The organism is Desulfosarcina sp. BuS5 (assembly GCF_028752835.1).
In the GTDB taxonomy this organism is placed as follows: domain Bacteria; phylum Desulfobacterota; class Desulfobacteria; order Desulfobacterales; family BuS5; genus BuS5.
In genome coordinates this window covers 2,800,235-2,813,316 of the sequence record NZ_CP087952.1, presented here as the reverse complement: position 1 = coordinate 2,813,316, position 13,082 = coordinate 2,800,235, and the positions used below count along the sequence as shown (strand labels likewise).

The following is a 13,082-nucleotide window of genomic DNA, read 5'->3' as shown; positions in this document are numbered from 1 at the left end:
TACGGGTCTGTAGGGGGGGCGTCGGGTAACCGATGCTCCTACCTGGAAACCATATGGGAAAAGCAGATACAGGATCCACTACCCAGAATAATAAAACCATATGTTTGCCCTTTTTGCAAGAGGTCTATAACGATAACATCCGAAACGCTGCTGGTTTTCGCAAATGCATTGACGAGTACATTGCGTCGAATAATGAGTTGTTCCCCCCTGAAATCACCGGGGGATACCGGATGAAAGATTCTTACTATTCAAAAAAGCAGTCCATTATGGTCCGTCGGATTGAAATTGCGGGCACCGCCTATACGATACGCCCCTCGTTTGTAACGCCATATATGGCAGGAATGACAGATGAAGTCGAAAAACCCCTTTTCCTGAGAAAATTCAATGTTCCTTTCTGGGCATTGAGTTATGTTTTCGGCAGAGATCCGATGTACTGGTATCGGTTGGAACAGGCTCTGGGACGCAACAGCATTGTCGGAACAACCGTCAGAGACGCTGACGATATCCCCGATCATTTGGCAGCCGATGAGAAACATACCTGGATCCTGGGTGATAAGGTTTATGTTGCCACCACGGTTGGCGACGAATGTATTCTTGGTGCATCCATAGCCGGCGATGCTGGAGAGCAATCTTTGCGTAATGCTTACCAAGTATTCAAAGATGAAGCGCAATGCTTAAAACCGGACTACACACCCACCACAGTCAACATGGATGGGTGGCAGGCCACGCGAAACGCCTGGAAATTTCTGTTCACCTCTGTCGTTATCATATGTTGCTTTTTGCATATTTTCATCAAGATACGCGACAGGGCCAAAAAGAAGTACAAAGACATTTTCACTGAAGCCCCCTCAAAACTTTGGGACTGTTATCATGCCGAGAACAAGCGGTCATTTTCACAACGAGTCAGAAGACTTGTAGAGTGGTGCAAGAAAAAGGAGATGCCAGCCGTTATTTCAAAGCCCATCGCAAAGTTACGCAAGAATATTGCTGAATATAAAGTGGCTTATGAACACCCGAATGCCCATAGAACCAGTAATATGGTCGACCGGCTGATGCAAAGAATGGATCGTCACCTGTTCAGCGTCCAATATTTTCATGGTTCCATGGCCTCAGCCGAACTGAGCATCAGAGGTTGGGTTCTTATCCAGAATTTTGCGCCCTATAATCCACGTACCGTAGAAAAACTACATGGGCTAAAAAGTCCGGCTGAACGGTTAAACAAGTTCAGGTACCACGATAATTGGCTGCACAACCTTTATGTTTCGGCTTCTTTGAGGGGCTATGGTAGGCCTCCCCTAAATCCGTTATAATGAGAATAAATTGGATAAAGATTATGAAGGATTTTGGTTCATCTGCAAGGCGCATTAAAGGTTGAATATTCGAAGTATTCGGCCTTTAATGCAACACAGCAGATGGGCCAAAAGACAAATAATATTGTTCAAATTATTTAATTTGCGATCCTAAGCTTTTACGGCGGCAATCGCCGTAATGGTTAAGGAACGAGGAGGAAATAAAAAAAACTTTTCAAACCCAAAATTCAAATGCAATCAGTATGCCAAAAATATAGCGGCTTAAAGTATAAAAACTACTTGACGAACAAGGGATTGCTGTTTAAATTCATTATAAGCATATACTCATAACAATTTTATAACCAATTTTCCGGGAGAGATAAAAATGATTATAACTATAGCCAGCGGCAAAGGAGGCACCGGAAAAACAACGGTTGCAACCAATCTTGCCATATCCCTGGCTGACAAAGTTCAACTTCTTGACTGTGATGTTGAAGAACCGAATGTTCACATTTTTTTACGAACTGAGCCGGTATCAAAAGAAACCGTCCGCACAATGGTCCCCGAGGTCGATTCCAGGCTTTGCACACATTGCGGTGAATGTGAAAAAATTTGCCGATTTTCAGCCATAACCCTGATTGGCGAGACCATTATGACTTTTCCGGAAATGTGTCATAGTTGCAAAGGCTGCCTGATGGTTTGCCCTGAAGGAGCAATTAAGGAATCATCCAGGGAACTTGGAGAAATTTTAATTGAAAATTCGGAGGGTGTTGAACTTGTATATGGGAGGCTGCGCGTTGGAGAAGCCATGTCGCCGCCACTGATCGAAAAAGTAAAGGAGTATATTAACAAGGAGATGATTGCAATTATCGATGCTCCTCCTGGAACATCCTGCCCTGTAATTGCGGCGCTGAAAAATTCCGATTTCGTTTTACTTGTAACAGAACCGACGCCCTTTGGCTTAAATGATCTGGCACTGGCGGTAGAGGCCGTTCGTACCATGGAACTGCCGTTTGGAATAATTATTAACCGATGCGATTCAGGTAATGACGGGGTTCTCCAATATGCAAAAAAAGAAAATATACAGATAATGATGGAAATTCCGGATCGCCGTGAAATAGCTGAAAATTACTCCAAAGGCGTGCCGATGGTAAACGGTATGCCTGAAATGAAAGAATTTTTTAAGGGACTTTATTCAAAAATAGAAAACCGGATTCGGCATTAAGGAAACTCAACCATGAAAGAACTTACAATAATAAGCGGTAAAGGCGGTACAGGTAAAACAAGCATAGTGGCGTCTTTTGCCTCCATTGCAAAAAATACAATTCTTGTTGACGGGGATGTGGATGCTGCGGATCTGCATCTGGTGCTGCCTCCTGAAATAAAAAAGGAAGAGGATTTCAAAGGCGGACATATTGCAAAGATTAACCCTGATATTTGTACAAGCTGTGGTGAATGCACGGACCGATGTCAGTTCCATGCGATCAGCGATGATTTTGTTGTAGATCAGATTGCATGCGAAGGATGCGGGGTTTGCGTACATTTCTGTCCGGTTGAGGCTATCGATTTTCCCCAGAGAACCTGCGGTAGATGGTTTGTTTCAGACACAGCATGCGGCCCCATGGTTCATGCCAGATTGGGTATTGCCGAAGAAAATTCCGGCCTGCTTGTCAGTCTGCTGCGCCGGGAAGCAAAAGAAATAGCAGAACAAAAGGGTCTTGAAACAATTATTGTCGACGGTCCTCCCGGTATAGGCTGCCCTGTTATTGCGTCGGTAACAGGGACAAGCGCTGTTCTAATAATAACGGAGCCTACCCTCTCGGGAATACATGACATGGAAAGAGTGGGGGAACTCACAGCCTTTTTTAAGATTCCAGCCATGGTATGTGTTAACAAATATGATATTAACCCTGAAATAGCGGATCAGATCAAAAAATACGCTGATGAAAATAAGATAAAATATATAGGTTCTATTCCGTACGACAGTGATGTTACTGCCGCAATGGTTGCTCAAAAAAGCCTGGTCGATTTTTCAGAAGGAAAAGGGGCCCAGGCAATGCTAAAAGTATGGCATGAAGTAGAGAACTTCATGGATCTGTAGTATGCAATATTATTTATAAAAAAGGAGAAGCTATGAAAATTGCAGTCACATCCACAGGTAAAGACTTAAACTCGGATCTTGACCCCCGTTTTGGAAGAGCCGCATATTTTGTTATTGTAGATTCCGAAACGCTTGAATTTGAAGAAGTAGAAAATACGCAAAATTTAAACCTTCCACAGGGAGCCGGAATACAGGCAGGAAAAATAATAGTAAACAGCAAGGCCGAGGTATTGATAACAGGAAATTGCGGTCCTAAAGCATTTAATGTGCTTAATCAGGCTGGCGTTAGGATTGTAACCGGAGCAAAAGGGAATGTCATAAACGCTGTTCAGCAGTACAAAAACAATGAGCTTAAAATATCTCAAGAGGCCAATGTTGAAGGTCACTGGGTGTAAGAAAAGCCATTGCAAGGTTCATAATGCGCACCCTGCAATGGCTTAAAATTGCGAACTTATTTTTGCGCAAAAAATGGGGTCAAGTCTATGTTTGACCCTTGATGATAAAAGAGAAGAGTTAAACATTGATTTTGTCTTATCAAAAGAGAGTTTCGAGGCTTAAAAATATAACTGGAAAACTAAAAACATACATTTAAAAAGCAGATCAATATTAATAAGGGTCAAACGTGACCCCATAACTTCCATGACCTCCCTCTCAATTAACAAATTTTCCATTGACTTCCATTGTTTTAGTGCCTACAATTGGTACGTAATATAGGGTTCAATATTTGGCATTATAAAGGAGGCCGTATGCAACAGGCGAAATTTAGTGTTAAAGAGGCACAAGCACATTTTATAAATAATTTTAAAGCTTATGGGTTTAAGGATAAAAGTTCTTTGGTTCGAACGGCTATTGACCATTTTAAAAATAAATTGGAACTTGAAAATCTAAAAAAATCCGCTGAATTATATTCTGAAATTTATTCTGAAAATGATAATTTAAAAGAATTGACTGAAACAGCCCTATCTGGATGGCCAGAATGACAACATTGAAAAGAGGTATGATTATTGATGTAAATCTTGATCCGACGCAAGGTTCAGAAACGGGGAAAGTCAGACCATGCATAATTGTAACCAATGATGTTTATAATGAAAGAGTCCCTGTTATTCAAGTTGTTCCAATTACTGAATGGAGTGCAAAAAAAATTCGAATAAAAACCAATGTTGAACTTTATCCTTCACAAGATAATGGCCTATCAAAAAAATCCGTAGCAGATTGTTTGCAAACACGTCCTATTGATCATCGTCATAGGATGGTAAGAATTCGTGGAAAATTGTCCCATTCTAAGATACGGGAAATAAATCAAGCTTTAATAATTATTTTTGAACTTAATTTGTAGCTGTAATCGCCATGGAATTCGGGGGACACCATACCTATTTATTGTTGACTATAAATTGCCATTATCCTCTGAAAGGCTATGGCAAGAATAGCAATAATAGTGGCACCGGGGATGCCACATTATATCACTTTTTTCCGATAAGTACTATATTGCCTAAATTTGTTGGCACATTAAAGAATTGGTGGGACGAGATTCTCAATTATTTTATCGAGAGAGTAAGCAATGGCTATGTTGAAGGGCAAAATAATGCTATAAGAAATATAATCCGTAGAGCATTCGGATACAGAAATTTTAATAATTTTCGATTGCAGGTGTTTGCAGAACTTGGTTCTCACACTAATCCGCGATGAACCTTAAATATTAACCCCGACCCATTAATTCCTCTTGGTGAAAACGATGAGATGATTTTAATTGGCACTGCCGACGCAGAAAAGTGCTTTTTTGATAACTATTATCCTGGAGAAAGGCGGGACATCCTTAAATAACTTGAGAGTCTAAAGCCACAGGCTGTTAAGCCTATCCATATCTGGTAAAATGGAACTATAGGGCAATTCCACTAAAAGCTTGATTGAAAAAATATTAAACATTGAGCTCTTCCGGAGTGGAGTTCTATGTTGAAAGGTGAGAAACCATTGCCCGTGAAAATGGGTTGCAATTAATCGAATAAGATTTTGTTACTTTTTTACCAACGTCACTCTTCAAATTTTTTCTGTTCACTCGCCAGTCGATACGCAGTGAAATATTTGTAAGCGTTCCGGACATATTGCACAGTCTCCCGCCCGATACGTTTTGCCGCAATCATTTCTACATTCCGGAACCAAACCTTGGGATTGAATCCTGACTCGGCAGCCTCTCTTTGGAGTCGGTTTACTTTGGCAGGTCCGGCATTATATGCTGCCAATGAGAAGAGTGTTTGATCGAGTTCACTCATTTCAGTATTGCTGAAATAGTGGTTTCGTAAAAAAGATAGATACTTGGCTCCGGCGTGGATGTTATTTTCCAGTTTCCATATATCCGTGATCCCTATTTTAGGATCAGATGCGGTTGTAGGGAGTAACTGCATAATACCGATTGCGCCGGACTGACTTATAACGCTATTGTTAAGCTCTGACTCCTGATATCCCACAGCAGCCAGCATCAACCAGTCGAAGTCATACTTGTCACCATATTTTTTAAATAGCCTGATGAGCTCCTTGAACCTGGCTTTTTCCGCATCGTCCATTGAATTATGGATCCACTTATTCTGCTTAAGATATCGTTTTAAGATGATATTTCCGAACAGGGTTCCCTTTTTATGTCCGGCCGTAAATTCGTTGATAATCTGTTGCAGTTTTGGGCTCTGCTTGCGAAAAGCCCATGCAATTTGTCCTCCGGAATTTACGTAAATATGCTTGTGCACCTTAATATTATCAAAGATTCCGGCCCAAAATTTTGCTTTATGGCTGTCTACAATGGTCATGGGAATAAGACCGGCGTTCACCATCTCCAGCAGATCGCTGTCTTCAAGGTTTTCATCGGCAGATACGATTTTTATTTCAGATTTTTTGGAATTCAGGAAAGATTCATTGAGATTTAAAAGATGTTCGTAATAGCTGCTGGAACGGCGTATGTGTATCGTTTTTCCCGCCAGGTCGTCTACTGATTTAATGGGTGATGAATTTGGGCCTGTAACCAGGGTTTCCTTTATTCCACTTGCAAATGGAATCGAAAAATCAACCTGTTCGGTCCTCTCCGGAGTTATGGTATAATTAGAAGCAATGATGTCACCCTTTCCGGCGAGCAGGGCCGGGATTAACTGGTCTCGTGTGACTGGAATAAACAGTATATTTATTTTGAATGTCTTTTTATCCAGTTTTTTGTTGATGAATTTCTCAAACTCCTTCAGGATGTCATGGGATATCCCCCGCTGTATTCCGCCGTCGAAAAAATAAAACATCCTGTTAAACGTAACCAGCGCGCGTATCTGATTACGTTCGGCCATTTCATCAAAATCACCATACCATGTTTCAAAGGATTTAAAATCATCTAAAGAGACTTCTACCTTTGGTAAGTTCTCTTCAACATCCAGACAGGAAGGCAACGCGATCACAATCCAGAAGAATAATAAAAACATCAAGCTGTAAAGTATGTTATGTTTTAAATGCATTCAAGCGGCATCCAGCTATAAATTTCGGGTGGCATAAATTAAATTATAAGGTTCGTTCGGGTATCATTTTAAGATAGTTGCCCCATAAACCTTATCCATTCTCTTTAAAGCAAATTCATGAAACTCCCGGTCAAAATCCGCCACGCCCTTTGCAGGAACAGAAACCCTGTAATCTCTATTGGCAAGTCCGCCCACAGTATCCATTATACAGATAGAAGTGCATACCCCGACAACTTCAATATTCTCTACTTTTTCTTTTTCTAATATTATAGATAAATCCGTATTGAAAAATCCACTATATCTGTTTTTGGGAATAATCGCTTCTCCAGGTTCAGGTTTGAGTTCTTTAATGATTTGATTTCCCCAGGTACCTGTTATACAATGCCTCGGAAATCTTGCAAATTCCTTGTCATCTTCAGCATGAGAATCTTTCAGATAGAGAACCAAATCACTATTTTTTCGATATATATTAATACGTTTTTTAATAAAAGGAATTATATCCCTGGCATGTTTGCCTAAAAAAAGCGCACCTCCTGCATCTATGAAATCGTTCAGCATATCAATAATAATCAAAGCTTTTTTTGCCATTACAACCCTCCATCGAGCAGCCTCTCATGTATATTATCAAAACCGCCGTTTGACATAATGAGTATAAGATCCTTTGGTTTTGCTTCTTTAATCAGGAAAGCGATTATCTCTTCTGTGTTTTTAAAGTAGTATGCGTCCTTGTTGCGGCTTTTTATATCCTCCACCAGCTTTTTTGATGAAAATCTATCGTCAGAAGGTATCTTGTTGAGTAACGGCGGCTTGCGTATGCAAATAATATCGGCAAAATCAAAAGAAAGAGGATAAACATCCTGAAAAACTTTACGCATACTTGAATTGGTTCTAGGTTCAAATACAGCAATAACCCGCCCATCAGGATAATATGGTTTTACGGCCTTTATTGTCTCCCTTACCGCAGTGGGGTGATGGGCAAAATCATCCATAACCGTGATGTTGTTTTTTAAACCTCGCACTTCCTGACGCCTTTTTATTCCCTGAAATGTTGCAACAGCTTTTTGGATAATCTCAAGAGGTATATGCAAACTATGGGCAATCGCTATGGCCGCCGAAGCATTAAGCAGGTTATGCTCTCCCATCAGCCTGGTTTTAAAGGTAGTGGCTTTGCCTCCATGTTTCAAGAGTCTGAATTTAGTCCAGGGAGGATCAATCTCTATATCAGCCAGACGCCATCCTGATGATTCTTTTTTACCGTACTTTTCCAACCGAAATTTTCCATTAACCACAAGGGTATCAATATTAGCATCATTATCAAAGACGAATAGACTGCTTTTTGAAGAAATAGCATCCAAAAAAGTTTTGAATGTCCGTTTTACATGATCGAGATCTTTGAAAATATCCGCATGATCGAATTCTACGCTTGTGAGGATGGTCATGAGTGGGTCGTAGTGTAAAAATTTGGCTCCTTTATCAAAAAATGCCGTATCGTATTCATCACCTTCTATTACTATATACTCCCCTTTCCCAACACGATAATTACTCCCAAAATTTTTCAGGATCCCGCCAATTATAAAGGAAGGATCCCATTTGCTTTCATAACGGCCGGCCTCATGAAAAATCCAGGCAATAATTGAAGCAGTGGTAGTTTTACCATGGGTGCCGGTAATCAGAATCGTTTTCTTTTTTTTGGCAAAAATATTTCTAACGGCCTGGGGCATGGAGCAAAAAGGGATGCCCATCTCCATCATTTTTACTGCTTCGGAATTCTCACGTCTTACAGCATTACCAACAATAACAAGGTCCGGTCCGTATGATAGGTTCTCCGGGCTAAATCCATCAGATAGATTGATACCTCTGGCTGAAAGAAAAGTGCTTATCGGAGGATATACTTTTCTGTCTGACCCTGTTATGGCAAAACCTGCATCCTTAAGCATGCAGGCCAGAGCACCCATGCCTGTGCCGCAAGCCGCGATAAGATGTATGCTCTTAAGATGATCCGGTATATAATTTTTATTTAAATCCATATATCTCCATTTTTTAATATAGGCTTTAATATAATGATTTTGGGAAGGTCAGAGGGGGGGAAGGCGTATTATAATACTCCGACGACCGATAACGCACCCAAAATCATTATATTAAAGCCTATATTAAACCTTCTTCCTGGAAACTACAATAACCACGTTTTGATACAATAATATGATCAAGAACACGTATCCCAAGAATCTCCGCCGCATCGACAAGCTGTTTTTGCGCCAACGTATCTGCTTTACTGGGTTTTAAATCACCGGAAGGATGGTTATGAGCAAATATGACTGCTGATGCCCTGTCTTTAAGCACATCGGCAAAAACCTCACGGGGGTGGATCTGACTGCTGTTGACCAGGCCTATGGTGACTATTCTTTTTTCAATAACTTCATTAGCCCCGTTAAGGGATATGCAGACAAAATGTTCCTGATTTTTTTTGGAAATATCGGCCAGCAGGGGGAGCGCATCTGCTGCGCTTGATATTCTTAATCTATCTTTAGCCAGGTATCGTCGGGTAAGTTCAAGGGAGGAGAGTATTTGGGCGGATTTTGCAAGCCCCATTCCGTTTACTGAAGAGAGGTGTTCAAGGGACAGAGCACCTTTATGCTCCCGGATAAGTTTTACGACGGCCCGCGCAATTGAAACAACATCGAATCCCCTCCCTCCGGATCCTATAATAGCCATTACAAGTTGTTCATCAGTAAGCGCTGATGCACCTTTTTCCCGCAGCATTTCACGCGGCCGGTTATGTTCAGGTATCTCCTTGATCGATTTCATAAGCGGATTATACTTGGGGCTCGCTCCGGCAGTAAAGATTTAAATACGTTTATCATCTTCACCTTTACGGCGTCGGATAACTTTTCCTGAGCCGGGGGTACTTTTTTTTCGTTTTTTTGAGGCCTGTTTTTTTATGCTTTGTTCTATCAGAAATTTAAGCTGTTCTTCAATATTTTTTCTTCTGTCCTTTTCGCTTCGTCTTTCCGGGTATTCATAAAAAATAATGCTTTGCCTGCGATCCCTGCCGTTGCGCCTTTCTTTTTCAAGTTTTTCTACTTTCATAAGGTTTTTTACATGGTTGTTGAATGATTTAATATAAAAATCTGTTTAAAGGAGACCGGACCAGTATAAACTATCAAAGCCCGCTGCCTGACAACTATCTTTATATCGGACATTAAACGAAAAACCTTAACCCGAATTTTTCATAAAGAAATTATTTTTGGTTTCAGATAATAACAATACTGTTACATTTATGATTATTCATTTCAATAAACAGGGGTAGTTCCGACTATTCGGCCGCCTTTTCAACAAGCTCTTTAGGCAAATCTTTTCTTGCTTTTATGCCGAGTGCTTTCAGCGCCTCTGTTCGTTTTATTAAATTACCCTTTCCGCTTGCAAGCCGGCCGTGAGCATAATCGTACGATTTTACTGCTTTTCCCAAATGTTTCCCCACATCTTCCAGGGCTTCGACAAAACCGGCAAATTTATCATACAGGTCACCGGCTTTGTCTGCAATTTCAAGTGAATTCCGGTTCTGATATTCATAACGCCAGACACTTTGAATAGTTCTGAGGGTGGCCAGGAGCGTGGATGGGCAGACCAGGATAATATTTTTTTCAAAAGCCTTGTTAAATATCCCCCTGTCCTGTTCCAGGGTGGCAAGAAAGGCGGCTTCAATCGGGACAAACATCAGGATAAAATCGAGAGAGCGCACTCCTCTAAGCTCTAAATAATTTTTAGTGCTCAGGCTTTTGATATGCGTACGCATGGAATTAATATGCTCTTTAAAGGCACGAGCCCGATCCTGATCGGTTTCAGCAGTATAATAGCGTTCGTAAGCGTTCAGAGATACTTTGGAGTCGATAATGACGTCCCGTCCTTCCGGCAGGCGGACGATAACGTCCGGCTGAAAACGTTTGCCGTCATTATTTTCCAGACTGACCTGAACATCATATTCCCTTCCCTTACAAAGGCCCGAATCTTCCAGCGCCCTTTCAAGAATAATCTCGCCCCATGTCCCCCTTGTTTTACTGTCTCCCTTTAATGCCCTGGTCAGGTTAACCGCTTCTTTACTTATGAGCTGATTAAGTTCTCTCAGATTTGTGATCTCATGAAATAATGAGACTCTGTCTCTCGATTCCTTATCATAAACATCCTCAACTTTTTTTCTAAAACCCTCTATCTGTTCCCGCAACGGTTGCAGGATATCATTCAAATCGACTCGATTCCGGGTGGTAATTTCTTTACCCTTTGTATCAAATATACGGTCTGCCAGAGAGCTGAATTCCATCATCTGGCTTTTCTTGGTTTCGACCAGTAGGGCTATTTTTTCTTCCGACTGCTTTCGTTCCTGATCAAGCAGTGTTTCAAGATGGGAAATTCTTGTTTGGAGTTGTAAATTTTTTTTTTCTTTTTCGGCTAAGAATCGTTCAGCCTTCTCAAACCGCTCTTTATGTTCCGCTAATGCATTCTCCCGGAATAAAAGCCTTTCCTGGATAACAGCTTTTTCGAGATCAGCTTCAGCTTTTGCTCTATCATATATAATGCTTTCACGCTTTTTCGATAAAAGCCATGCAATTGTGCAGCCAAGCACTATTCCTATTAAAATTAGTAAAACCTGGTAGATCAATTCCATATCCTACATTTTGCACCTAAAACTATGTGTTTTTTGAATTAGATATACTATATGTTGTGTTCTGTTCAACATAGACCATAATATAGGGGAAGGTAAATTATCAGCACTTTTTCAGCAGAAAGATACGATAATTAATTTATGCAAGATGTAGACAATAACTTACCCATATACCACAACATGTTGTCTTATTTAAGTGTGGAATGTAAGCCATATGGTTCATAAATTAATATTTTGAGTTTAGGCACGAGTATGCAATCGGTTTTTCAATATTTTATCTTTTTTTTAATATTTTTGCAGGGTTTCCTGTTACTATGGTGTCAGGGGGAACATCTTTGGTGACCACGGCCCCTGCGCCGATCAGCGCCCCCTCCCCGATGGTTATGCCGCACATAATCGTGGCATTGCTCCCTATGGCAGACCTTTTTTTTACTATGGTAGGGGTGCAAATCCAGTCTTTTTCGCTTTTCAATGATCCATCCGGGTTCACAGCGCCAGGATCTTTGTCATTTATGAACATGACGCCGTGGGCGACCATAACCTCATCCTCAATCACAACTCCTTCGCATATAAAGGTGTGGCTCTGGATTTTGCACCGCTTGCCGATGGTTACATTTTTTTGGATCTCCACAAAGGCGCCGATCCTGGTTTCGTCCCCGATTTTACACCCGTAAAGATTAACAAAATTATAAATAGTGACATCTCTCCCCAGTTTGACGTCCGGGGCGATAACATTGATATTATTTTGCATGGCATTTTATTTCCTGTAAAAGAATTAGCAACGGTTTCTATAGCATAGGGTAGCATTGTGTTGCTATTTTTGTATAGACTTCCCAAGGTGTTAAATAAATATATTTTCTTTGAATTTAATTCTTATACTTAAGTTATCATCAGAATACAAAAGAAATTCTTGGGGGGGTAATAGGGAAAAAGATGAAGGAGGCGCACTGATAGTACGTAGACGGAAGGTTTTGATCGATAACGCAGTGAAATTATTTATGTTGAAATCTATACCTATGAAAAAACCGGGCGAAGAGAAGATATCGGTTAGTTGCCCGGTTTTTTCGGTAGGAGATCCGGTGGCATTCCGGCTCGCCTTGCGGCGAAAGATGCTTTGAGGGATGTTAAGAAAAAGTTTTTGTCATTTATGCTGAGGCGGGGAAAACATATTGGTATCAGCATAGTGAACAAGCACTCCATCCCTCGTTAAGCGTTCGGCAGGGCAATTTCTTTTCCCCAAAAAAAAACCCTGAATCGAAATTGATCGATTCAGGGATTACCCTTTTTTATCCTTGAATTTTTTTGCTAACCTTTTTCCGCGAGGTTTGCATCTGTTACCCAGGCAGGTCTTCTGGCTTACGGATCAAACTATTAATTGCGCCTTCCCAACAATTTGTTAGTGGCATTGTGCAATTTTCGTCCCCGATTACAGCGACGGGCTCGCCCTCGATTTTAACGAGGTTCCCTTTTATGCTTTATGAGCACCTGAATAAATATTTTCTGTAGAAATATAATGATGAAAAAGTAAAGTCAATCTTTTTGTTTATTTTTTT

The 13,082-nt window shown here is 40.7% G+C and carries 14 protein-coding genes and 1 riboswitch; of the genes, 7 read left to right on the top strand and 7 right to left on the bottom strand.

Annotated elements, in window-relative coordinates:
• The first annotated feature begins 53 nt into the window (after positions 1-53).
• The 7 genes from BuS5_RS13830 to BuS5_RS20540 all read left to right on the top strand — a co-directional run bounded on the left by BuS5_RS13830 (position 54) and on the right by BuS5_RS20540 (position 5,076).
• Positions 54-1,310 carry a hypothetical protein gene (locus BuS5_RS13830; RefSeq protein ID WP_274427750.1) on the top strand — a complete coding sequence of 419 codons (1,257 nt, stop codon included), beginning with the start codon at positions 54-56 and terminating at the stop codon, positions 1,308-1,310.
• Positions 1,311-1,674: 364 nt separating this feature from the next.
• Positions 1,675-2,514, top strand: a complete 840-nt coding sequence (locus BuS5_RS13825; RefSeq protein ID WP_027354208.1) for an ATP-binding protein — start codon at positions 1,675-1,677, stop codon at positions 2,512-2,514.
• Positions 2,515-2,526: 12 nt separating this feature from the next.
• Positions 2,527-3,390, top strand: coding sequence for an ATP-binding protein (locus BuS5_RS13820; RefSeq protein WP_027354209.1), 864 nt, complete (start codon positions 2,527-2,529; stop codon positions 3,388-3,390).
• Positions 3,391-3,422: 32 nt separating this feature from the next.
• The gene (locus BuS5_RS13815) at positions 3,423-3,785 is read left to right on the top strand and encodes a NifB/NifX family molybdenum-iron cluster-binding protein (RefSeq protein WP_027354210.1); all 363 of its coding nucleotides are present in this window, start codon (positions 3,423-3,425) and stop codon (positions 3,783-3,785) included.
• Positions 3,786-4,136: 351 nt separating this feature from the next.
• The gene (locus tag BuS5_RS13810; protein WP_027354211.1) at positions 4,137-4,370 is read left to right on the top strand and encodes a hypothetical protein; all 234 of its coding nucleotides are present in this window, start codon (positions 4,137-4,139) and stop codon (positions 4,368-4,370) included.
• Entirely contained in the window at positions 4,367-4,726 is a 360-nt protein-coding gene (locus BuS5_RS13805) for a type II toxin-antitoxin system PemK/MazF family toxin (RefSeq protein WP_027354212.1), read from the top strand. Before BuS5_RS13810 ends, BuS5_RS13805 begins: the two co-directional genes overlap by 4 nt.
• A gap of 11 nt (positions 4,727-4,737) precedes the next feature.
• Positions 4,738-5,076 carry a transposase gene (locus BuS5_RS20540; protein WP_027354213.1) on the top strand — a complete coding sequence of 113 codons (339 nt, stop codon included), beginning with the start codon at positions 4,738-4,740 and terminating at the stop codon, positions 5,074-5,076.
• 341 nt (positions 5,077-5,417) lie between these two features.
• Here the strand turns inward: BuS5_RS20540 and BuS5_RS13800 are convergent, their stop codons facing one another.
• The 7 genes from BuS5_RS13800 to BuS5_RS13770 all read right to left on the bottom strand — a co-directional run bounded on the left by BuS5_RS13800 (position 5,418) and on the right by BuS5_RS13770 (position 12,280).
• Complete coding sequence (locus BuS5_RS13800; protein ID WP_051374846.1) at positions 5,418-6,872, bottom strand: lytic transglycosylase F; 1,455 nt, start codon at positions 6,870-6,872, stop codon at positions 5,418-5,420.
• Positions 6,873-6,935: 63 nt separating this feature from the next.
• Positions 6,936-7,460 (bottom strand): cysteine hydrolase family protein, encoded by a 525-nt coding sequence (locus BuS5_RS13795; protein ID WP_027354214.1) that lies wholly within the window; start codon positions 7,458-7,460, stop codon positions 6,936-6,938.
• Positions 7,460-8,899 (bottom strand): UDP-N-acetylmuramate--L-alanine ligase, encoded by a 1,440-nt coding sequence (locus tag BuS5_RS13790; RefSeq protein ID WP_027354215.1) that lies wholly within the window; start codon positions 8,897-8,899, stop codon positions 7,460-7,462. Before BuS5_RS13790 ends, BuS5_RS13795 begins: the two co-directional genes overlap by 1 nt.
• A 118-nt stretch (positions 8,900-9,017) precedes the next feature.
• Entirely contained in the window at positions 9,018-9,677 is a 660-nt protein-coding gene (radC, locus tag BuS5_RS13785) for a RadC family protein (RefSeq protein WP_027354216.1), read from the bottom strand.
• Positions 9,678-9,716: 39 nt separating this feature from the next.
• Positions 9,717-9,959 (bottom strand): hypothetical protein, encoded by a 243-nt coding sequence (locus tag BuS5_RS13780; protein ID WP_027354217.1) that lies wholly within the window; start codon positions 9,957-9,959, stop codon positions 9,717-9,719.
• A gap of 226 nt (positions 9,960-10,185) precedes the next feature.
• A complete protein-coding gene (rmuC, locus tag BuS5_RS13775) occupies positions 10,186-11,532 on the bottom strand; it encodes a DNA recombination protein RmuC (protein WP_051374848.1) in 1,347 nt (448 codons plus the stop codon).
• A 271-nt stretch (positions 11,533-11,803) separates the two neighbouring features.
• Positions 11,804-12,280, bottom strand: a complete 477-nt coding sequence (locus BuS5_RS13770) for an acyltransferase (protein WP_027354218.1) — start codon at positions 12,278-12,280, stop codon at positions 11,804-11,806.
• 573 nt (positions 12,281-12,853) lie between these two features.
• A riboswitch (cobalamin riboswitch) is annotated at positions 12,854-13,033 on the bottom strand.
• Positions 13,034-13,082 lie beyond the last annotated feature (49 nt).